This is a genomic window from Streptomyces sp. NPDC022552, from assembly GCF_055561875.1.
Window position 1 is genome coordinate 851,999 of the sequence record NZ_JBVHGJ010000001.1, and the last position, 20,745, is coordinate 872,743.

General features: G+C 71.6%; 21 protein-coding genes. 12 read left to right on the plus strand and 9 right to left on the minus strand.

The genetic code is table 11. The features are described 5' to 3' along the window. Positions 1-51 precede the first annotated feature (51 nt). From ACZ3OF_RS03925 to ACZ3OF_RS03960, 8 genes are all read left to right on the plus strand, one after another. A complete protein-coding gene (locus tag ACZ3OF_RS03925) occupies positions 52-1,308 on the plus strand; it encodes an extracellular solute-binding protein (RefSeq protein ID WP_467302568.1) in 1,257 nt (418 codons plus the stop codon). Beyond that, the gene (locus tag ACZ3OF_RS03930) at positions 1,305-2,204 is read left to right on the plus strand and encodes a carbohydrate ABC transporter permease (protein ID WP_361666432.1); all 900 of its coding nucleotides are present in this window, start codon (positions 1,305-1,307) and stop codon (positions 2,202-2,204) included. Before ACZ3OF_RS03925 ends, ACZ3OF_RS03930 begins: the two co-directional genes overlap by 4 nt. Next, entirely contained in the window at positions 2,201-3,034 is an 834-nt protein-coding gene (locus ACZ3OF_RS03935) for a carbohydrate ABC transporter permease (protein ID WP_361666430.1), read from the plus strand. The genes ACZ3OF_RS03930 and ACZ3OF_RS03935 overlap by 4 nt, the downstream gene beginning before the upstream one ends. Positions 3,035-3,044: 10 nt before the next feature. Next, a complete protein-coding gene (locus tag ACZ3OF_RS03940) occupies positions 3,045-4,535 on the plus strand; it encodes a beta-N-acetylhexosaminidase (protein ID WP_467302571.1) in 1,491 nt (496 codons plus the stop codon). Between the two features lie 13 nt (positions 4,536-4,548). Beyond that, entirely contained in the window at positions 4,549-5,973 is a 1,425-nt protein-coding gene (locus ACZ3OF_RS03945; RefSeq protein ID WP_467302573.1) for a cellulose binding domain-containing protein, read from the plus strand. A 198-nt stretch (positions 5,974-6,171) separates the two neighbouring features. Then, complete coding sequence (locus ACZ3OF_RS03950; protein WP_361666427.1) at positions 6,172-7,422, plus strand: extracellular solute-binding protein; 1,251 nt, start codon at positions 6,172-6,174, stop codon at positions 7,420-7,422. A gap of 187 nt (positions 7,423-7,609) precedes the next feature. Next, the gene (locus ACZ3OF_RS03955) at positions 7,610-8,476 is read left to right on the plus strand and encodes a GNAT family N-acyltransferase (protein ID WP_361666425.1); all 867 of its coding nucleotides are present in this window, start codon (positions 7,610-7,612) and stop codon (positions 8,474-8,476) included. Further along, positions 8,473-9,351, plus strand: coding sequence for a lysophospholipid acyltransferase family protein (locus ACZ3OF_RS03960; RefSeq protein ID WP_361666423.1), 879 nt, complete (start codon positions 8,473-8,475; stop codon positions 9,349-9,351). Before ACZ3OF_RS03955 ends, ACZ3OF_RS03960 begins: the two co-directional genes overlap by 4 nt. Here the strand turns inward: ACZ3OF_RS03960 and egtD are convergent. The 4 genes from egtD to egtA are packed head-to-tail and all read right to left on the minus strand — an operon-like array spanning position 9,246 to position 13,532. Then, positions 9,246-10,211: an L-histidine N(alpha)-methyltransferase gene (gene egtD, locus ACZ3OF_RS03965; RefSeq protein WP_361666422.1), complete on the minus strand. Its 966-nt coding sequence runs from the start codon at positions 10,209-10,211 to the stop codon at positions 9,246-9,248. The genes ACZ3OF_RS03960 and egtD overlap by 106 nt on opposite strands. Then, positions 10,208-10,960 carry an ergothioneine biosynthesis protein EgtC gene (gene egtC / locus ACZ3OF_RS03970; RefSeq protein ID WP_361666420.1) on the minus strand — a complete coding sequence of 251 codons (753 nt, stop codon included), beginning with the start codon at positions 10,958-10,960 and terminating at the stop codon, positions 10,208-10,210. The genes egtD and egtC overlap by 4 nt, the downstream gene beginning before the upstream one ends. After that, positions 10,960-12,276 (minus strand): ergothioneine biosynthesis protein EgtB, encoded by a 1,317-nt coding sequence (gene egtB, locus ACZ3OF_RS03975; RefSeq protein WP_361666419.1) that lies wholly within the window; start codon positions 12,274-12,276, stop codon positions 10,960-10,962. The genes egtC and egtB overlap by 1 nt, the downstream gene beginning before the upstream one ends. After that, complete coding sequence (gene egtA, locus ACZ3OF_RS03980) at positions 12,276-13,532, minus strand: ergothioneine biosynthesis glutamate--cysteine ligase EgtA (protein ID WP_467302577.1); 1,257 nt, start codon at positions 13,530-13,532, stop codon at positions 12,276-12,278. Before egtA ends, egtB begins: the two co-directional genes overlap by 1 nt. Positions 13,533-13,665: 133 nt before the next feature. Between egtA and ACZ3OF_RS03985 the strand changes: the two genes are divergently transcribed. Then, positions 13,666-14,493 (plus strand): TIGR02452 family protein, encoded by an 828-nt coding sequence (locus tag ACZ3OF_RS03985; protein ID WP_467302579.1) that lies wholly within the window; start codon positions 13,666-13,668, stop codon positions 14,491-14,493. A 4-nt stretch (positions 14,494-14,497) separates the two neighbouring features. On the opposite strand, the gene ACZ3OF_RS03990 is transcribed toward ACZ3OF_RS03985, so the two are convergent. Next, the gene (locus ACZ3OF_RS03990) at positions 14,498-14,923 is read right to left on the minus strand and encodes a type II toxin-antitoxin system PemK/MazF family toxin (protein WP_467302580.1); all 426 of its coding nucleotides are present in this window, start codon (positions 14,921-14,923) and stop codon (positions 14,498-14,500) included. A 107-nt stretch (positions 14,924-15,030) separates the two neighbouring features. Here ACZ3OF_RS03990 and ACZ3OF_RS03995 point away from each other — a divergent pair, with 107 nt between their 5' ends. Next, positions 15,031-15,192, plus strand: a complete 162-nt coding sequence (locus ACZ3OF_RS03995) for a hypothetical protein (protein ID WP_361431316.1) — start codon at positions 15,031-15,033, stop codon at positions 15,190-15,192. Between the two features lie 191 nt (positions 15,193-15,383). Here ACZ3OF_RS03995 and ACZ3OF_RS04000 read toward each other — a convergent pair whose 3' ends face one another. From ACZ3OF_RS04000 to ACZ3OF_RS04015, 4 genes are all read right to left on the minus strand, one after another. Further along, entirely contained in the window at positions 15,384-16,802 is a 1,419-nt protein-coding gene (locus ACZ3OF_RS04000) for a flotillin family protein (RefSeq protein WP_467302581.1), read from the minus strand. An 81-nt stretch (positions 16,803-16,883) separates the two neighbouring features. Further along, positions 16,884-17,102, minus strand: coding sequence for a hypothetical protein (locus ACZ3OF_RS04005; protein ID WP_361666412.1), 219 nt, complete (start codon positions 17,100-17,102; stop codon positions 16,884-16,886). Between the two features lie 14 nt (positions 17,103-17,116). Then, positions 17,117-17,824, minus strand: a complete 708-nt coding sequence (locus ACZ3OF_RS04010; protein ID WP_467302583.1) for an alpha/beta fold hydrolase — start codon at positions 17,822-17,824, stop codon at positions 17,117-17,119. Between the two features lie 15 nt (positions 17,825-17,839). Next, a complete protein-coding gene (locus ACZ3OF_RS04015) occupies positions 17,840-19,165 on the minus strand; it encodes an MFS transporter (protein WP_467302585.1) in 1,326 nt (441 codons plus the stop codon). A gap of 154 nt (positions 19,166-19,319) precedes the next feature. Between ACZ3OF_RS04015 and ACZ3OF_RS04020 the strand changes: the two genes are divergently transcribed. Next, positions 19,320-20,342: a LacI family DNA-binding transcriptional regulator gene (locus ACZ3OF_RS04020; RefSeq protein ID WP_361666406.1), complete on the plus strand. Its 1,023-nt coding sequence runs from the start codon at positions 19,320-19,322 to the stop codon at positions 20,340-20,342. An 82-nt stretch (positions 20,343-20,424) separates the two neighbouring features. Next, the gene (locus tag ACZ3OF_RS04025) at positions 20,425-20,694 is read left to right on the plus strand and encodes a hypothetical protein (RefSeq protein WP_361666405.1); all 270 of its coding nucleotides are present in this window, start codon (positions 20,425-20,427) and stop codon (positions 20,692-20,694) included. Positions 20,695-20,745: the final 51 nt, after the last annotated feature.

Consider the following 20,745-nt stretch of genomic DNA (forward strand, 5'->3'; position numbering starts at 1 on the left):
ACGCAGCTGACCACTTGACCAATTGGTCAATTCTTCTTCTCCGAGGTGCCCGTGAAGACCAGATCCCTCGCAGCGCCCGTCGCCCTCGCGGCGACCCTCGCCCTCTGTGCCACCGCCTGCGGTTCGGCGGACGACCCGAAGGCCGGCGGATCCGGCGAGGTCACCGTGTGGATCATGAAGGACAGCGTCACCGACGACTTCCTCACCCGCTTCCGCACCGACTTCGAGGCGACGCACCAGGGCACCACCCTCGACATCCAGATACAGGAGTGGGACGGCATCGGCGAGAAGGTCACCGCGGCCCTGGCCAGCAAGGACGCCCCGGACGTCATCGAGGTCGGCAACACGCAGATCGCCCAGTACGCGGCGAGCGGCGGCGTCCGGGACCTCAGCGACAAGGTCGACGAGCTGAACGGCGCCGACTGGCTGCCCGGACTCGCCGAGCCCGGAAAGATCGACGGCAAGCAGTACGGCATCCCCTGGTACGCGGCCAGCCGTGTGGTCATCTACCACAAGGACCTCTTCGCGCAGGCCCGTATCACCGCCCCTCCCAAGACCCGCGACGAGTGGCTCGCGGTCACCGCCAAGCTCAACAAGGGCTCGACGCAGGGCATCTACCTCCCCGGCCAGAACTGGTACGCCCTCGCCGGCTTCATCTGGGAGGACGGCGGCGACCTCGCCGTACGCGACGGCAAGGAGTGGAAGGGCGCGCTCGACACCCCGGAGGCGCTCGCCGGCATGGACTTCTACCGGCAGCTCCAGGCCCTCGGCAAGGGGCCCAAGGACTCGGACGAGGCCAAGCCCCCGCAGGCCGACGCCTTCGCCAAGGGGGACATCGCCCAGATCATCGCCGTACCGGGCGGCGCGAAGATCGTCGAGGAGGCCAACCCCGAGCTCAAGGGCAAGCTGGGGTTCTTCCCGATCCCCGGCAAGTCGGCGGAGAAGCCCGGCGCGGTCTTCACCGGCGGCTCGGATCTCATCGTCCCCGAAGCCTCCGCCCACTCCGAGGCCGCGTACGAGGTCGTGAGGGCGCTGGCCGGCGAGAAGTGGCAGACGGAGATGGCCAGGACGATGAGTTACGTCCCCAACCGGACCTCGCTCGCCCGGGTCATCCAGGACGACGCGGGCACCGCCGCCATGGCGGCCGGGGCCGCGCAGGGCCGCGCGACGCCCAACTCCCCCCAGTGGGCGGCCGTCGAGGCGACCAACCCGATCAAGCAGTACCTGACCGCCGTGCTCACCGGCACCGACCCGGCGAAGGCCGCCAAGGACGCGTCGGAGAGCATCACCAAGACCCTCGGCTCGTGAGCGGGCGGCGCCGGGCCGCCCTCTGGCCCTACCTCCTCGTCGCGCCGACGGTCCTCGGCGGCGCCCTGCTCCTCGGCTACCCCCTCGTCCGCAATCTGCTGATCTCCCTCCAGCGCTACGGGATGGGCGAACTGATCCGGGGCGACGCCGCGTTCGTCGGACTGCGCAACTACCGGACCGTCCTGGCCGACCCCGAGTTCTGGGAGGTCGTCCGCCGCACCTTCTGGTGGACCCTGGTCAACGTCGTCCTGATCATGGTGATCGGCACCCTGGTCGCGCTGATGATGCGACGGCTGAGCCGGCGAATGCGGATCCTGGTGACGAGCGGGCTCGTCCTGGCCTGGGCCAGCCCGGTCATCGCCACCACCACCGTCTTCCAGTGGCTCTTCGCCTCCCGCCTCGGCGTCGTCAACTGGGTGCTGGTACGGCTCGGGTTCAGCTCCTACGAGGGTTACTCCTGGCTCGCCGACGGCCCGGCCGCCTTCACCGTCCTCGTCCTGCTCGTGGTCTGGCAGTCGGTCCCGTTCGCCGCCATCACCCTGCACGCGGCCCTGATGACCGTTCCCGAGGAGCTGTACGAGTCGGCCCGGCTGGACGGCGCCGGATCCTGGCGGATCTTCCACGCGATCACCCTGCCCCTGCTGCGGCCGATCTTCGGCCTGGTCCTCTGCCTCGAAGTGATCTGGGTCTTCCGCTGCTTCGCCCAGATCTGGGCCGTCACCCGGGGCGGCCCGGGCGACGCGACCACCACGCTGCCCGTCTACGCCTACCGGGTGGCCCAGTCGCTCCACCGCTACGACCTCGGCTCGGCCGTCTCGACCCTGACCGTGCTCCTGCTGGTCGCCGCGCTGATCGCCTACTTCCGTCAGTTGCTCCGGCAGGAGGCCGACCGGTGACACCCCGCGCCCTGCGCCGCGTTCCGCTGAACACGGCCGCGTCGATCGTCTTCGCCCTCGCCGTCTTCCCCGTGTACTGGATGGTCCTGACCGCCTTCAAGCCCACCCCCGACATTCAGGCCGAGACCCCCGTCTTCCTGCCCACCTCCCTCACCCTCGAACACTTCGCGCACGCCGTGGAGGCCGACGGCTTCTGGCTCTTCTGGCGCAACAGCCTGCTCGTGACCGCCGGTTGCGTCCTGCTCGCGCTCGTCGTGGCGCTCGGCTCCGCGTTCGCCGTCGCACGGATGCGCTGGCGCGGCCGCCGGGGCTTCATCCTGATGGTCTTCATCGCCCAAGTGGCTCCCTGGGAAGCCCTGTTGATTCCGATGTACGTCATCGCCCGGGACGCCGACCTGCTCGACCGGCTGGCGACCCTCACCCTGATCTACTTCATGATCACCCTGCCCTTCACCATCGTGACCCTGCGCTCCTTCCTCGCCGCCGTCCCCGCCGAGCTGGAAGAGGCCGCCCAGGTCGACGGCTGCACCCGCGCCGAGGCGTTCCGGCGGGTGACCCTGCCGCTGCTCGCACCCGGTCTCCTCGCCACCTCGCTCTTCGGATTCATCACCGCCTGGAACGAGTTCGCCTTCGCCAACATGCTGATCATCAAGAACCAGGACGACCGGACCCTGCCCGTCTGGCTCTCCTCCTTCTCCAATGTCTTCGGCACCGACTGGGGCGCCACCATGGCCGCCTCCACCCTCTTCGCCCTGCCCGTCCTCGTCCTGTTCCTGGTCCTGCAGGGCCGGGTCGCCGCCGGGATGACCGGCGGAGCCGTGAAGGGATAACGAGCACGCCATGCGCCTGCCCCCACTCGTTCCTCATCCCACCCAACTTCACCCGCTGCCCGGCAGATTCACCTTCGACGACGCCACCGCGCTCAAGATCGCCCCCGGCGCCGAAGGGGCCGCCCGGCTGCTGCGCACCCTGCTCGGGCCGGCCACCGGTCTGCCCCTCCCCGAACGGTCCGACGGCACCGTCGTCCTCGCCCTCGACCCCGCCCTCACCGGCCTGGGCGACGAGGGGTACGGCCTGACCATCGGCGCCGCGGGTGTGCTGATGCGTGCTGCCCGCCCCGAAGGGCTCCTCGCCGGTGTCCAGACACTCCGTCAGCTCCTGCCCGTACAGGCCCTTCACGACGTGCCCGAGCCCGGCATCACCTGGTCCGTCCCCTGTGCGCAGATCACCGACACACCCCGGTTCCCCTGGCGCGGAGCCATGCTCGACGTCGCCCGCCACTTCCGGCCCGTCTCCTTCCTCCACCGCTACGTCGACCTCCTCGCCCTCCACAAACTCAACGTCCTCCACCTCCACCTCACCGACGACCAGGGCTGGCGCATGCCTGTCGCGGCCCGTCCCCGGCTCACCGAGATCGGCGGCCACCCGCACGGCGGCGCCTACACCCGTGCCGAACTCACCGCCCTGATACGGCACGCCGCCGAGCGCGGCGTCACCGTCGTCCCGGAGATCGAGATGCCCGGCCACGTCAGGGCCGCGCTCGCCGCCTACCCCGCGCTCGGCAACCGGCCGGACCGCACCCTCGACGTCTGGGACCGCTGGGGCGTGTGCGACACCGTCCTCGGCGTCCACGACGAGGTCCTGGACTTCTGCCGCGACGTCCTCGACGAGGTGATGGACGTCTTCCCCTCCCCGTACGTCCATGTCGGCGGGGAGGAGTGCCCGAGCACCGAATGGCACGCCTCGCCCGCCGCGCGCCGGCGCGCCGCCGAGGAGGGACTCGACGGGCCGGAAGCCCTGCACGGCTGGTTCATGGAGCGGATCGGCGGCCATCTCCTCGACGCCGGCCGACGGCCGCTCGGCTGGACCGAGACCGGCGCCGACCTCCCGCCGTACTTCACCGTCATGCCCTGGCGCGACACGGCACACGGCCGCACCGCCGCCCGCCGCGGCCACCGCGTCGTCATGGCGCCGCACCGCACCACCTATCTCGACTACCCCCAGTCGGCACGTTCCGACGAGCCGCCGGGCCAGCCCGGCGCCGTCGTCGACCTGCGCACCGTCCACGGCACCGACCCGGCACCCGCCCACTGGAGCGCCGCGGAGACGGCCCAGGTGCTCGGCGCACAGGCCCAGTTGTGGACGGAGTACGTGCCCACCGCCGCGCACGCCGAGTACCTGACCTTCCCCCGGCTCTGCGCCCTCGCGGAGGTCGCCTGGACCGGACGCGGCGACTGGAACGGCTTCCTGGCGCGGCTGCGCCACCACAGGACCCGGCTCGACGCCCTCGGGGTGCCGCGCCGCCTTTCCCCCGCCCCCGTCACCACCTAGGAGAGGAAACCCGATGAGTGAACCGAAGAGCACCCGAGCGCTGCGGATGCGCGCCGCACTCGCCGTCGCCGCCGTGACCGGCCTCGGCGCCACCGCCCTGACCGCCCTTCCGGCGGCCGCGGCGGGCGAGGTCGTCACCGTCCAGTACCGGCAGAGCGCCACCGGGAGCGACCAGGTCGAGCCCTGGTTCAAGGTGGTCAACTCCGGTTCGTCGAGCGTCCCGTTGAGCCAGGTGAAGCTGCGGTACTACTTCAAGGCCGACGCGGGAGCCTCGTACACCTACGCCTGCTCCTGGGCGGTCAAGGGCTGCGCGAACCTCACCGGAACCTTCGGCACCCTCGCCAACCCCACCGCCACCGCCGACCGCTATCTGGAGGTCGGCTTCACCGCGGGCGCCGGAAGTCTCGCTCCCGGCGCCGACACCGGCGACATGCAGCTGCGCTTCCACCGCTCCAACTGGCAGCCGCTGAACCAGAGCGACGACTACTCCTTCGGCCCGTCCCAGACGACGTACGCCAACTGGAGCAAGGTCACGGCGACCGTCGGCGGCGTCGTGGTCTGGGGCACGGCACCCGCGGGCAACGAGCCCACTCCGACCCCGACGGATCCGACCACCCCGCCCCCGACCGGCGGCGGCAGCCTCTTCGACGACTTCGCCTACACCGGCCACACCGATCCCGCGATCTCCGCCCACGGCTGGAGCGTGCGGTCCAACTCCGGCGGACCGGGCGTCCCCGGCGCCACCTGGGCGGCCGAGAACGTGACCTTCGCCAAGGAGGGCACGAACTCGATCATGAACCTGCGGACCTCGACCGCCGGAACCGCCGAGTCGACCAGGCAGACCGAGATCCTGACCCGGTCGACGAAGTTCAGGAACGGTACGTACGCCGCGCGGGTCCGCTTCTCCGACGCGCCGGTCTCCGGGCCGGACGGCGACCGCCTCGTCCAGACCTTCTTCACGATCAACGACCTCAAGGCGCCGATGGCGGACGACTACGCCGAGTACGACTTCGAGTACCTGCCCAACGGCGGCTGGGGCGAGCCCGCCAACATCCTCTACACGACCTCGTGGGAGACCTACCGGCCCGACCCGTGGGAGGCGGTGAACCAGCACTCCGAGGTCCGCGCGAGCTACGCCGGCTGGCACGACCTCGTCCTGACCATCGACGACAGCACGATCGTGTACTACGTCGACGGCCAGGAGTTCGGCCGCCACGACGCCCGCTATCTCCCCGAGCGCCCCATGTCCATCAACTTCAACCAGTGGCTCATCGACCTCCAGGGCCAGACGTCGACCACGCCGCGGTCCTACGACCAGAAGGTCGACTACGTCCTGCATGTGAAGGACCAGGTCCTGAGCCCGGCACAGGTGGCCGCCAAGGTGGCCGCCTACCGCACGGCGGGCACGGCCTTCGAGGACTCCGTACCGGCCGTCTAGTTCACCGGCCCTACCCGCGGTAACGGGCAGGTGTGCCCCGTGCACCTGCCCGGAACCGGATCGACCGGGGCTTGACCACTTGGTTGGTCCAGACCAGAATCCAGGCCACGCACCCGCACGAACACGCCGTTCGGTCCCCCCACGACGGGTCAGCTCCCCATGCCGTGCTCCATTCATGGAACGCAGAAGGTGACCTACGTGAAGAACCGCCACCTGGCCTGTCCCCTGGCAGCCGCGACCGCCCTCGCCCTCGCGGGCTGCGGGCTCCTCCCCGGCGACGAGGCCGGGTCCCGAACGGTGAACGTATGGCTGATGCGCGACAGCGCCAGTGAGGACTTCCTCCAGCGCTTCGAGGCTGCCTACGAGGCCGAACATGAGGGCGTCGAGCTGGAATTCACCATCCAGGAATGGACGGGCATCGGAAAGAAGGTCACCGAGGCGATCCGTGGCGAGGGCGGGCCCGACGTCATCGAGGTGGGCAACACCCAGGTCGCCCAGTACGCCGACACCGACAAGCTCTACGACCTGACACTGGAGTCCGTACGCGACCTCGGCAGCGAGGACTGGCTGCCCGGCCTCGCCGAGCCCGGACGCATCGGCGGATCCCAGTACGGCATCCCCTGGTACGCCGCCAACCGCGTCGTGATCTACCACAAGGACCTCTTCGCGCAGGCCGGTGTCACCAAACCGCCCACCACCCGGGCCCAGTGGCTCGACGACACCGAGAAGCTCAACCGCAACGGCTCCCAGGGCATCTACCTCGCGGGACAGGACTGGTACACGCTCGCCGGATTCATCTGGGACGAGGGCGGCGAACTCGCCGAGGACAAGGGCGGCGACTGGACCGGCGCCCTGGACAGCCCCGCCGCGCTGCGCGGCATGGACTTCTACAAGGAGCTCCAGTCCCTCGGCTCCGGTCCCAAGGACGCGGACGAGCAGACGCCGCCACAGGCCGAGGTCTTCGCCCAGGGTGACGTCGCCCAGATCATCGCCACGCCCAGCGTCGTCGCCGCCATCACCAAGGCCAACCCCGGACTCGAGGACAAGCTCGGCTTCTTCCCGATACCGGGCAAGAAGGCCGGACAGCCCTGCGCCGTCTTCACCGGAGGCTCCGACCTGATCGTGCCGGAGAACGCGCCGGAACGGAACGCGGCGATCGAGGTCGTCAAGGCGCTCGCCGGCGAGAAGTGGCAGACGGAACTGGCCCGGGCCATGAACAACGTCCCCAACAAGACCTCCCTCGCGTCCGTCGTCGAGGGCCAGGAGGCCACCGCCGTCATGGCCGTCGCGGCCGCCCGCGGCCGGGCCACACCGAACTCCCCGCAGTGGGCCGACGTCGAGGCGGCCAACCCGATCAAGCCCTACATGACGGCCGTCCTCCAGGGCGAGAACCCGAAGAAGGCCGCCCGGTCCGCCTCGGAGAAGATCACCCAGACCCTCGGCGAGTAGAGCCGGGCCGGACACCGAAGAACCAGGCCACGCGGGGTCCGCCGACCAGCATTCAGCACCTACACACCCGCGATCCGCCGCACGGTCATGTCGAATCCAATCGGCCACGGAAGAAGTAAGGAGCCGGACCACCGCTCTCCCGGTCCGGCCCTCACCGTCCCCCTTCCGTACGCCGGAGGAGCCCGACATGCCCGCACCGTCACCCGCAGCCACTGTCGCACCCGCTGTCCCCGTCCCCGCCGGTGTCCCCCTCACGACCGTCCCCCTCCACGGGGTCCCGGCGCAGCCGCAGCCCGCGGCCGCCGACCGCGCCACCGAGGAGCAGCCTCGCTACATCGTCTGCCTCGCCCGCGACCAGGACGACGTCCGCGCCGCCCAGCGCCTGCGCCACCAGGTCTTCGCCGGCGAGATGGGCGCCCACCTCGACGGTCCGGAGCCGGGCCTCGACATCGACGCCTTCGACGCCTACTGCGACCACCTGCTCGTACGCGAGGAGGCCACCGGCGACGTGGTCGGCACGTACCGCGTGCTGCCGCCCGACCGCGCCCGGATCATCGGGCGCCTGTACTCCGAGAGCGAGTTCGACCTCGGCCGCCTCGGCCCGATCCGCGACGACCTCGTCGAGGTCGGCCGCTCCTGCGTCCACCCCGCCCACCGCAACGGCGCCGTCATCGCCCTCATCTGGGCCGGACTCGCCCGCTACATGACGCGGACCGGCCACAACTGGCTCGCCGGGTGCTGCTCGGTACCGCTGGCCGACGGGGGCACGCTCGCCGCCGCCACCTGGGACACCGTCAGGACCAAGCACCTCGCCCCCGAGGAGTACTGGGTCACCCCGCACAAGCTCTGGACCCCCGACGGCGTCACCCGCCCCGAGGGCCGCGTCGAGCTCCCGCCGCTCCTCCGCGGCTACCTCCGGCTCGGCGCCTGGGTCTGCGGTGCGCCCGCGCACGACGTGGACTTCGGCGTCGCCGACCTCTACGTCCTGCTGTCGCTGCGCAACACCAACCCCCGCTACCTCCGCCACTTCCTCTCCCTCGCCCCGGCACAGTGACCACCGCCGGCCCCGTCTCGCCCTGGCTGCCGACGGCGCCGTGCGCGCCCGCCGACTGCGCCCGGCACGCCTCCCCGGCCGTCGGGCCCGCCCTGGCCGCGCTCCGGCTGATCATGGGCATCGCCGCCGTCCTCGCCGGGGTGCTGCTCGCACCCCTGGCGGCGCCGCTGCCCGCCGCCGGCAGGCGGGCGCTCGTCCGCCGGTGGTGCCGGCTGGTGATCCTGGCCTTCGGCGTCCGCATGAAGGTCACCGGCGGCCCCGTCCCGGCGGACGGGCCGCTGCTGGTCGTCGCCAACCACATCTCGTGGCTGGACATCCCGCTCGTCGCCACCGTCCTGCCCGGACGCATGCTCGCCAAGCGGGAGGTCCGGACCTGGCCGGTGCTCGGCCCGCTCGCGGCGCGGGGCGGCACCCTCTTCATCGACCGCGACCGGCTGCGGGCCCTGCCCGCGACCGTACGCACGATGGCCGGGGCGATGGCGGACGGCGGCCGGGTGGTCGTCTTCCCCGAGGGGTCGACCTGGTGCGGCCGGGGCGGGGGCGCCTTCCGGCACGCCGCGTTCCAGGCCGCCATCGACGCCTCCGCGCCGGTCCAGCCGGTACGGCTGGAGTACCGGCCCGTCGGCCCCGCCGCCTTCGTGGGAGACGATCCGCTGGCCGCCTCACTGTGGCGGATCGCGACGGCCCGCGGACTCACCGCGGAGATTCGGATACTGGATCCGATATCCAGCGTCCAGTATCCGAACCGTCGCGCGCTCGCCCATGCGGCTCAGAGAGCCGTCGCCAGCGACAGCGCGAACCGCCCCTCCTTGTCCGTCCACCAGCGGGTCAGCTCCAGCCCGGCCTCGGCCAGCTCCGCCCGCACACCGGCCTGACGGAACTTCGCCGACACCTCCGTCCGAATCTCCTCGCCCTCCTCGAACGGCACCACAAGATCCAGCTCCGGGATCTTGACCGTGAGCGCGTGACGCGCCCGCAGCCGCATCTCGATCCACTCCCGGTCCCGGTCCCAGCGCGCCACATGGTCGAAGTCGTCCGGCCGCACGTCCGCGTCCAGCTCACGGGCGATCACGGCCAGCACGTTCTTGTTGAACTCCGCCGTCACCCCCGCCGCGTCGTCGTACGCGGCGACCAGCGTCGCCTCGTCCTTCACCAGGTCCGTGCCGAGCAGCAGCGCGTCGCCCGGCGCCAGCATCGCCCGTACCGAGCGCAGGAACACCGTGCGCTCGGCGGGCAGCAGGTTGCCGATCGTGCCCCCGAGGAACGCCACCAGGCGCGGCCCCGGAGTCCCCGGCAGGGCGAGCCCCCGCGTGAAATCGGCGACCAGGGCGTGGATGTGGAGTCCCGGCCGCTCCGCGAGCAGAGCGTCGGCCGCCCCCTTCAGCGCCGACTCGCTCACGTCCACCGGCACATAGCTGTCCAGCTCCGGCAGCAGCGCGTCGATCAGGAAGCGGGTCTTCTCCGAGGAGCCCGAGCCCAGCTCGACCAGGGTCCGGGCCCCCGTCACCGCCGCGATCTCATGGGCCCGGTCGATCAGGATCTCCCGCTCGGCACGGGTCGGGTAGTACTCGGGGAGCCGGGTGATCTCCTCGAACAGTTCACTGCCGCGCGCGTCGTAGAACCACTTCGGCGGCAGTTCCTTCGGCATGCGGGTCAGACCATGGAGCACGTCGGCGCGCAGATCGGCCTCCGTGGCGTCCTCGGGAAGGGTGCGGGTCAGCTGGAACGGGCTCACGAGGACGGCTCCTTGAGCGAGGTGAGGGTGACGTCGGTACGGGTGGCGGTCAGTAGCGTGCGGTCCGGCACCTCGTGCCAGCGCGGATCGTCGTCGTACGGCTCGGAGGCCACGACCACGCGGTCGCGACGCCTCAGGTACCACAGGGAGTTCCCCCAGCTCGTCGCGGTGATCTCCGTACCGTCGGTGAGCAACAGGTTGAGCCGGGACCCCGGGGCGGCCTCGGCGACCTCCCGTACGGTGTCGGCGAGCGCCTGCCCCGGCGCGTCACCGGCCCGCAGCCGGTGCAGCACCAGGGCCCACACCAGCGCCGAGTCCGTACGGGCCTCCAGGGCGAGCAGCTCCGCGGCCGACAGCGACGCGGCAAGGCCGGTCAGCGAGCCCGGCCAGCCCTCGACCGCCCCGTTGTGGCTGAAGAGCCACGGCCCGGCCGCGAACGGGGCCGCCGCGGCCTCCCCGTCCGCGCCCGGCCGGGTGGCGCCCCGGACCGCCGCGAGCAGGGCGCCCGTGCGCACCACCCGCCCGAGATCGGCCAGGGTGAGATCTCCCCAGACCGGCACGGCGCGGCGGTAGCGAGCCGGCACCGTGTCACCGTCGGCGTACCAGCCGACACCGAAGCCGTCCGCGTTCACCAGGCCGCTGCTCTGCATCCGCGGCTGCCACGCCTGGCGCTCCAGTGAGAACGGCGGCCGCAGCAGCAGCTCACCGAGCGCCAACGGATCGCCGACGAAGGCGATATGGCGGCACATCAGGAGCGCTCCGCATCGCGTGCGGTCCGGAAACCGGAGAAGATCTGGCGCCGCACCGGCAGGTCCCAGTTGCGGAACGTGCCCCGGCAGGCCACCGGGTCCACCGCGAACGACCCGCCGCGCAGCACCTTGTGCGCGGGGCCGAAGAACACCTCCGAGTACTCCTTGTACGGGAAGGCGGTGAACCCCGGATACGGCAGGAAGTCGCTCGACGTCCACTCCCACACGTCCCCGATCAACTGCCGTACTCCGAGGGGTGAGGCGCCCTCGGGGTAGCTGCCGGCCGGGGCGGGCCGCAGGTGCCGCTGCCCGAGATTGGCGTGGTCGGGCTCGGGGTCGGCGTCGCCCCAGGGGTACCGGCGCGAGCGCCCCGTCGTCGGGTCGTGCCGGGCCGCCTTCTCCCACTCGGCCTCCGTGGGCAGCCGGCGCCCGGCCCAGCGGGCGTAGGCGTCCGCCTCGTACCAGCTGACGTGCACGACCGGCTCGTCCTCGGGCACCGGCTCCGTCACACCGAACCGGCGGCGCAGCCACTGCCCGCCGTCACGCCGCCAGAACAGCGGCGCCCCGATGCCGTGCCTGCGGACCTGCTCCCAGCCCTCGGCCTGCCACCAGCGCTCGTCCGTGTACCCGCCGTCCGCGACGAAGGCCATGTAGGCGCCGTTGGTGACCGGCACGGTGTCGATGAAGAACCCCGGGACGACCCGGGTGTGCGCCGGACGCTCGTTGTCCAGCGCCCATGCCTCGTCCGAGGTGCCCATCGTGAACGAGCCGCCGGGAACCAGGACTTCGGCCGGAAGGGGGCCGATGTCCGTGGCGGGCGGCGGGGGAGCGGTGAGCGCCTGCGGACCCTTCCGCAGCTGATGGGTGATCAGCATCGTCTCGTCGTGCTGCTGTTCGTGCTGGGCGATCATCCCGAAGGCGAACCCCGCCTCCACCAGCGGCCGGCCCTCCAGCGGGGTGCTCCCCAGGATGTCCAGGACCCGGCCCCGTACGTCCGAGGCGTAGGAGCGGGCCTCGGCGGGTGCGAGCAGCGGAAGGGTGGGACGGGAGGCACGGGGGTGCTCGAAGGCGTCGTAGATCGAGTCGATCTCCGGGCGCAGCGCGTCCCGCCCGGCGACCGTCCGCCACAGCCACTGCTCCTCCTGGTTGCCGATATGGGCCAGGTCCCACACCAGCGGAGACATCAACGGGGAGTGCTGCGCGGTGAGTTCGTCGTCCTCGACGCACGAGGTGAGCAGCGCGGTGCGGGCCCGCGCGGTGGTGAGCGCCTCAAGCGCCCGCCGCCGCAGTGCCGTCGGGTCGTCGGTCACGGTCATCACGCCACCTCCAGGTGCTCGTCGGCGGGACAGCTGCCGGTCCGTACATGCCGCTCGTGGAAGTCGGCCACCGTATGCTGGACGGTCTCGCTCGCCCCGATCCGGGGCAGCGCCTCCAGAGCGGCGCCGAACGCGACCAGCGCGGCGGCGTGCAGCTCGGGATCGGTGAGCCCGTCCCGCGCCGCCGCCAGCCAGAGCGGATTGCGCGGCGCGGCGAGCGGACCCGCACGCTCCGTCAGGGGCTTGACGGCCCGGTACACCGTCTCGGCCGCCTCCGGATCCTCGAAGAGCGCCGTGGTCACGGCGACCGGCACGACCCAGCCGTCCGGCCCGGGCTGGGCGTCGATCATCCGTAGCTCCAGATGCCCGCGAGGCCGCACCGGCGGGAAGAGAGTGGTCAGGTGATAGCGCAGATCGTCCTCGTCGGCCGGTCGCGGACGCCCGGTGCGCAGCCACTCCCGGAAGGTCAGCCCCTCCGGGACGTCCCAGGGCGTCTCCGCCCCGCGCACGCACATCACCGGGGTGTCCAGCACATGCGCGGCCCAGGCGGCACGCGGCTCGCCGTCCGGGGGCGGGGCGAGCGCCCGCGCCGGATCGAGGTCCGTCCACAGGGCCTGTCTGGTCGAGCGCCAGCCGGTCCGACGCCCGCCGTGGACGGGTGAGTTGGCGAACGCCGCCACCAGCACCGCTCCCAGCAGATGCGCCAGCTGCCAGCGGCGGTGGTAGCCGAGCGGACCCGGCTCCTCGTGACCGGCGTCCAGACAGACCTGCACCGACGCAGAGTCCCGCATCATGGCCCGGCCCGCGGGGCCCGCACGGTCGAGAGCGGTCTCCATCGCGTCGTAGCGGGGCTCACGCAGAATCCGCTCGCGCGGCGCGTTCCAGGGATCGACCCCGTACCCGTTGAGGGAGAGTCCGAGGGGGGAGAGTGCGTCGCGCACCGCGCGAAGATCGGCCGAGAGAGTGTCGACGCAGCTCATGAGCGAACCGGCGGGCGGCGAGCTGAGCTCCAGCTGTCCGCCGGGTTCGAGGGTGATGGCCGAGGCCAGGGGCAGGGACCGTACGGTGTCGACGGCCAGGGCCAGTCGCTCGGGCGGGACGGGAAGCCGCGGGTCACGCAGCTCGTGGACGAGCCATTCCACTTCCGCCCCGACCGTGCGGGGCGGACCCGTCTTGAAGCAGATACATCGCAGCAGGTCTTCGGCCTCGTCCACGCTGAGGCCCTGACCGCTCTGCGGTATGCCGCTCGACGACATGTCGTTTCCTCCTGTTCCGTGAGGCGCTGATTCCACCTAAAGCCACCACTGACGGGCGTGCAAGAGCGCCTCACCGGCCCCATGGTGAATATCCCGTTGCCCACGGTCAACGGAATCGATCATGCTTGCGTTCATGAGCGCACGACTGCGGGGGATCGCGAAGCAGACCGAGGAGATCGTCGAGGCGGGCCGGTACCGGGCCTCCGGCGGCCGGGCGGTCTCCATCGAGGAGGCGCTGCGCGCCGCGCTCGCCGGCACGAAGCTGTACGGCCCCGAGGCCCTGCCGGTCACCCCGGACACCGACCGCGGCACCTCCGTCGAGGTCACCGACGAGAGCAGCCTCGTCGCCGCGCAGCGCCTGACCAGGGCGGATCCGGCCACACCGGTGGCCGTCCTGAACTTTGCCTCGGCCCGTAACCCCGGTGGGGGATATCTGAACGGCGCCCAGGCCCAGGAAGAGGCCCTCTGCCGGGCCTCCGCCCTCTACACGACCCTCCTGCGCGCCCCCGAGTACTACACGCACCACCGGGCCGAGAGGGACGCCTTCTACACGGACCGTGTGATCCACTCGCCCGGCGTCCCCGTCTTCCGCGACGACCGCGGCGGACTGATGGACGAGCCCTTCACGGTCGGCTTCCTCACCTCGCCCGCGCCCAACGCGGGTGTGATCCGCCGGCAGACGCCCGAGCTCGCCGACCGCGTCCCGGCCGCCCTCGCAGCCCGCGCCGAGCGGGTCCTGGAGACGGCCGTGGCGGGCGGCTACCGGCGGCTCGTCCTCGGCGCCTGGGGCTGCGGCGTCTTCCAGAACGACCCGGCCGAGGTCGCGGCCGCGTTCCGGGCACTGCTCATGGACGGCGGCCGGTTCGCCGGCCACTTCGACGAGATCGTCTTCGCGATTCTCGACCGTACGGCGGACCGGACGACGCTCGGCGCGTTCCAGCGGGTCGTCACGGGCGGCTGACCGGCTACGACCACCCGTAGCGCTCGATCAGGCGCGCCACCACCCGGTCGAAGCGCGGCCGGTCCAGGGCACACGCCTCGCGCCGCATCCCCGCCTCGTGGACCCGCAGCACCCGGTCCAGATCCACCCAGGACTCGCGCCGCGCGCTGTCCCAGTCACCCACCCCGATCGCCACCCACTCGCGATCGTCATCATGCCGCTTGCTGGACAACTGCACGGCGAGCAGCGTTCCCGCCGCCTCCCGGGCCACCACGAGCACCGGCCGGTCCTTGCCCCGACCGTCGTTCTCCTCGAAGGGCACCCAGGTCCAGACGATCTCCCCGGGATCCGGGGCACCGTCACGGTCCGGGGCGTAGGACGTGCGGACAGGGCCGATCGCGTGAGGGTCGGCCTCTGTCGTGGAGTACTGGAAGGTCGTCACGGGGACCACCGTAGGGCCCGGCGGGGGCGCACCGTCCCTGACATGCGCCGTCCGTACCCCCGTGCGAGGCTGAAAACGGCCCCAGCGTCCGCATTTCCGGTACAGGAGGCACGATCGTGGGCAAGAAACAGACCCGGGTGAACCGCGGTGCCCGTACGGGCGGCCACGAGCACAGGACCGAGGCGACGAAGGAACAGACACCGGCCGTACGTGAGACCCCGCGGCCGATCATCGAGCAGGTGTCCCACAAGAAGGAACGGAAGTTCGGCCACAACTGACCTTCCACGGAACCGCGTTGCGCGGGCAGCCCTCCGCCGGCCGGCCTTGTGGTGTCAGCCTCGTGGTGATCGGCCCGACGCCGTGATCGGCCCGGCGCGAACCCCCTGTGGCCGGCCGAGATCCGGCGACGACACGACGAGGGCCCGACGCCGGTACGGCGCCGGGCCCGTTCTGTCCCGCTCCCGTACGGCTACTCCCGGTCGTCGCCGACCTCGATCGCCTCCGTCCGCGGAGCGGGCGGGGTCGCGCCGTTCACCGAGGGCACCACCGCCGCCTGGGCACCCGGATTCATCGTCGAGAGCAGCTGACGAGCGAGCCCCAGACCCGTCCCGCCCATGGTCAGCGCCTTGGCGAACACCTCCGCCATGCCGTCGGCACCGTTCAGCAGGACCATCTGGTCCACATTGCCGAAGGCCGACGCGCCGGCCTCGACGATCTCCGGCCACTTCTCGGCCAGCTGCTGAGCGACCACGGCCTCCTGGTTCTCGGCCAGGGCCGCCGCCCGCGCCTTGATCGACTCGGCCTCCGCGAGACCCTTGGCGCGCATCGCCTCGGCCACGGCCAGACCCTTCGCGTGCTGGGCCGCCGCCTCCGCCTCACCGGTGAGCCGGGTCGCGGTGGCCTTGGCCGCGCTCGCCAGCTCGGTCTCCTTGGCCTCCGCCTGCGCCGCCGAGATCCGGGCGTCGCGCTCGGCCTCGGCCAGTGTCCGGGTCTCGTACGCCATCGCGTCCGCGGGCTTGCGGACCTCCGCCTGGAGCTGCTGCTCCTTGCGGTGCCCCTCCAGCTCGGCGACCCGGGTCTCCTGGACGACGACCTCCTGGCGCGCCGCCGCCTCCGCGAGCGGACCGGCCTGCCGGGCCTTCGCGGAAGCCTGATCCCGCTCGGCCTGATAGCCCGCCTGCAGGATCTCGCTGTCCCGGGTGGCCTCCGACATCCGGGCCGCGGCCTGCTGCTCGGCCTCGGTGGCGCGCCGGTTGGCCTCCGCCTGCGCGATCCGGGCGTCGCGCTGCACGGCCGCGGCGTGCGGCGCGGCCAGGTTCTTGATGTACCCGGTGGGGTCCTCGATCTCGTGGATCTGCAGCGAGTCCACGATCAGACCGAGCTTCTCCATCTCCGTGCCACAGGCCGAACGGGCCTGCCCGGTCAGCTTCTCGCGGTCACGGATCATGTCCTCCACCGTCAACCCGCCGACGATGGCGCGGAGATGACCGGCGAAGACGATGTGCACCCGCTCCGACATCAGCTTCTGCTGGTCGAGGAAACGGCGGGCGGCGTTGGCGATCGACACGAAGTCGTCGCCCACCTTGAAGATCACCACACCGCGGACCTTGAGCGGAATGCCCTGGTGGGTGACGCACTCCACCTGCAACTGGGTCTCGTTGAGATCGAGCGACAGCTTCCGTACGGCCTGGACGCCCGGCATCACGAGCGTGCCGCGCCCGGTGACGATCCGGAAGCCCATGCCCTCGCCGAGCCCCTCCATCTTGTGGTTGGAGCCGGAGATGATCAGCGCCTCGTTGGGTTCCGCGACGCGCCACATGAGTTTGAACAGAGCGATGAGGACGAGGACGGCGACGACAGCGCCGCCCGCCAGGATGCCGATTCCCATGGGCAGCTCCCCCTTCACCGGAGCCGTGCGGATCCGGTGAAGGGAGTGTGCGCCTCGCCGGACGGGCGCTCAATGGATCGGTCAACCGTCGTACGCGGCTGTGACATAGACGGTGCGTGGAGGGAGATGTTCCACGACCATCACGACCGTACCGAGACTGATCCGTTCCCTGGCGTCGGCCGCGTACGCGAGGAAGTGCTCGGCTCCGCCCCGGATCCGGACGATCACCTCGCCGACGAGTCCCGGCCCGACGGTGCCGGTGACCCGGCCGAGCATGCCCACCATCGAGACGTCGTCCATGACCACACGGTACGTCAGATCCACCCCTTCAGGGCGGTCATGAACCCGTCGAAGTCGTCGCGGTGGACGGTGTGCCCCGCGCCCACGACCGTACGGAGTTCGAAGCCGCGCTCCGCGAGCATCCGGGCGTCGTCGGCGGTCACCAGCCTGCTCGGATCGGCGAGGGTAACCAGCGACGGGACGACCGGTTTCGAGGGCCACATGTCCCTGCCCACGAGTGCCACGAGGCTGTGCGCCGTGCGCTCGTCCCAGAGCCGGACCGTATCGATCTCGATGTCCAGATCCTCCTCCGCCCAGCGGGGGTTGAAGACCCGGATGTGCTCGCGGGTGAGCCGCTTGGCCTGGAGGAACAGCTGGGCGCGGATGCTCGCGTCCCCGACCGGCAGGTGCCAGGCAGGGTCGACGTAGACCGCGCGCCGCGGGGCCAGCCGCTCCACGGCCGCTGCCAGGGTCAGCGCGCCGAGCGAGTGTCCGATCGCCAACTCGGCCCCCATGGGCAGGGTTTCGACGAGGTCGTCGGCGTAGTCCTCCGGTGTGTACGCCTCGGGCCCGGCGGCCCGGCCGCTGGCACCGTGGCCGCGCAGATCCACCGCGACCACCCGGTAGCCCTGTTCGGCCAGGGCCGGTCCGACCCGCCGCCAGGTGCGGTGGTCGGACATGATGCCGTGGATCAGCAGGGCGACCCGGTCGCCGGATCCCCAGGTGGTCGTGTGCAGGTGCACGTCGTTGCCTCTCGGTCAGCGCACGGTACGGATCGGGCGCACGGCGAGTGCCCCGAGGACCGACAGTACGGCGGCGACCACGAAGAGGGCCGTGTATCCGCCACTGAGCGAGACGATGAGCGAGGCGACGAAGGGGGCGACGATCTGCGGCCCGGCGTTCGCCACATTGAGCACGCCCATGTCGCGGGCCGCGTCCTCCGCCTTCGGCAGCACCATGGTGACCAGGGCCGTGTCCACGGCCATGTAGCTGCCGAAACCGAGGCCGTTGACGACGGAGAAGACGAGCATCGCGGTCCAGCTCGTCGAGACGGCCGGGATGACGAGCGCGACCGCGGCCAGCGCGGCGGAGGCGCCGACGAACAGCTTGCGGCGGTCGTAGCGGTCGGAGAGCCATCCGCCCAGGACGGTGGAGACCACCATGGCGACGGAGTTGACCGGCATCAGGATCGCCACCGCCTCCTCGGGGGTGAGTCCGCCCGGCAGATCGGTATGGTCCTTGAGGATGTACAGCTGGAAGCCGGCGACCGCGAAGTAGCCGAGGACGAGCAGCGCGCGGCCGATGAACGCCCAGCGGAAGTCGTGGTCCTTCAGCGCGCTGCCGAAGGCGGCGATCTGCTGCTTCACGGGCAGGGGAGCCTTGGCGGGCATCCGCCGCTCGGGGGCGCAGGTGGTGAACAGGACGGCCGTGGCGGCCACGATCAGGCCGAAGACCAGATAGCCGGTGCGGTAGTTCTCCGAGAACGCCGCACCGATCAGCGCGCCGACGGTGGAGCCGATCGGCAGGCCCAGCCCGACGGCGGCCGAGGCCTTGCCGCGCGAGGCGAGAGGTACTCGGTCGGGCACCACGGAGGTGATCGCGGCCTGGTAGATGTTCATGACGGCCTGGCCCAGACACCAGGCGATCATCACCAGCAGGATCGTGTGCACGCTGCCGAGCAGGAACATCACCGGGATCGCGAGCAGTCCGCCCGCGAGGATCCACGGGTTACGGCGGCCCGAGCGGTCCGACAGCGCGCCGGCGACCGGGTTGAAGACCGTCGCGAAGATCGCGGAGACACCGGAGACCAGGCCGAAGTTGGCCACCTTGTTCGCGGGGTCGATGTCCTCGATCTGCAGCGCGAGGAGGAGCCCGGGGACGCCGATGTACAGCGCGTACATCGCCGTGTTCCCGGCGAGGAGGAGGGACAGGAGACCGCGGGTGGGGCGGGGCTCGGAGCCGGAGCCGGAGCCGGTGGCGCGGGTGGCGGTGCCGGTGTCGGTTCCGGTGCGGAGTCCGAGTCCTGCTCCGGGTCCCGTTTCGGGTCCGGTTTCGGGTCCGGTTCCGGGGGAGGAAAGGGCCACGGTGCCCTCCTGGTGAAGATCGCCCGATGCGGGGGCGAGGAGCGGATGTGCGAGTGCTGACACGTGTCAGTGACACGCGTCAGCATTGTGTAGCACTCGAATCCGGCCATCCGCCAGACCCTGGTCCGGATTGGTCTGGAAAGATGCCGGAGCGATGAGCCAGTCACCCGAGAAGTCCGCCGAACGTCCCGTCCCGACGAGCGCCGATGTGGCGCGGCTCGCGGGAGTGTCCAGAGCGACCGTCTCGTACGTGCTGAACAACACCGCGGCCGTGCGGATCAGCGAGCCCACCCGCCGGCGGGTGCGGGAGGCGGCCGAGGAGCTGGGCTACGTCCCGCACGCGGCGGCGCGCAGTCTCCGCGCCGGTCACAGCCGGATGGTGCTGCTGCCCACCGCGCACGTGCCGATCGGCCCCCTCTACAGCCGGTTCTTCAACGAGCTGCAGTGGGCCCTGCGGCGGCTCGACTACACCGTCGTGCAGTACGGCAGCCTCGGCCTGGAGGGGGACGAGGCCGCGCGCGCCTGGGCGGAGCTCCGCCCGGTCGCGGTGGTCTCGCTCGGCGAGGTCCAGCTCTCCCCGCACGGCGTCGAGATCCTCAAGCGGTCCGGGGCGAAGGCCGTCATCACCGTCGGCCCGCACCGCGTCAAGGGCGCGCACGCCCTCGTCATGGACCAGGGGCGGGTGGGCCGCGTCGCCGTCGAGCACCTCCTGGAGCGGGGCCGGCGCCGGATCGGCGTGGTGGTCCCGGAGGAGCCGGGGCTCGAGATGTTCTCCGGGCCGCGGCTCGAAGGCGCCCGGCAGGCGGTGACGGGGACGGACGCCACCGTCGTACCGCTGCCGCTGCGGTACGAGGAGGAGGCGGCGAACGAGCTCGCGGGACGCTGGCGCGCACTCGGCCTCGACGCGGTGTTCGCGTACAACGACGAGTACGCGATGCTGCTGATGCGGGCCCTGCAGGACGCGGGGATCTCCGTCCCGGACGACACGGCGATCGTCGGCTCGGACGACCTGCTGCTCGGGCGGCTGCTGCGGCCGCGGCTGACGACGGTGCAGATCGACATGGTGATCGGCCGGCACCTCGCCGAACTCGTCGACAGCGCGGTCCGCGACCCGGAGAGCGCGCCCCTGGCACAGGACCTGATGGCCTCGCGGGTCGTCCCCCGCGACTCCAGCTGAGCGCGGGGCCCGATCCGGCCGCGCGACGGTCGCGAGGGGCGGGCGCCGGGCGGCGGGCCGTGAAGCGGCTTAGCGTCGAAGCATGAGTACAGTTCCGCGGCGTTTCGAGATCCTGCTCGTCGCCGAGCACGTGGAGGACCGGGGCGGTGCCTCCGTGGAGGACAGCGCGGTCCGGACCGCGGTCGTGGAGGCGACGGGCCGCACGGGCTCCTCGGGCTACCCGCGCTACGAGGGCCACGGCATCACCGCCGACATCGACCCGGAGACCCGCACGGTCGAGGCGCTGCTCGTCGACGGCCGTGAGCTCGACTACGGCCTGACGGCGCTGGTCAGGACCCCGGGAGCCCCCTGACCGGGAGTCCCGTCGTATCGGTTCATCCGCCACGTACGCGCCGTCGGGCAC

Bases quoted from the DNA above. Each gene is read 5' to 3' on its own strand.
- ACZ3OF_RS03940 (WP_467302571.1), top strand. From the start codon at position 3,045: ATGCGCCTGCCCCCACTCGTTCCTCATCCCACCCAACTTCACCCGCTG.
- ACZ3OF_RS03945 (WP_467302573.1), top strand. From the start codon at position 4,549: ATGAGTGAACCGAAGAGCACCCGAGCGCTGCGGATGCGCGCCGCACTC.
- ACZ3OF_RS03955 (WP_361666425.1), top strand. From the start codon at position 7,610: ATGCCCGCACCGTCACCCGCAGCCACTGTCGCACCCGCTGTCCCCGTC.
- egtC (WP_361666420.1), bottom strand. From the start codon at position 10,960: ATGTGCCGCCATATCGCCTTCGTCGGCGATCCGTTGGCGCTCGGTGAG.
- egtB (WP_361666419.1), bottom strand. From the start codon at position 12,276: ATGACCGTGACCGACGACCCGACGGCACTGCGGCGGCGGGCGCTTGAG.
- egtA (WP_467302577.1), bottom strand. From the start codon at position 13,532: ATGTCGTCGAGCGGCATACCGCAGAGCGGTCAGGGCCTCAGCGTGGAC.
- ACZ3OF_RS03985 (WP_467302579.1), top strand. From the start codon at position 13,666: ATGAGCGCACGACTGCGGGGGATCGCGAAGCAGACCGAGGAGATCGTC.
- ACZ3OF_RS04000 (WP_467302581.1), bottom strand. From the start codon at position 16,802: ATGGGAATCGGCATCCTGGCGGGCGGCGCTGTCGTCGCCGTCCTCGTC.
- ACZ3OF_RS04005 (WP_361666412.1), bottom strand. From the start codon at position 17,102: ATGGACGACGTCTCGATGGTGGGCATGCTCGGCCGGGTCACCGGCACC.
- ACZ3OF_RS04020 (WP_361666406.1), top strand. From the start codon at position 19,320: ATGAGCCAGTCACCCGAGAAGTCCGCCGAACGTCCCGTCCCGACGAGC.
- ACZ3OF_RS04025 (WP_361666405.1), top strand. From the start codon at position 20,425: ATGAGTACAGTTCCGCGGCGTTTCGAGATCCTGCTCGTCGCCGAGCAC.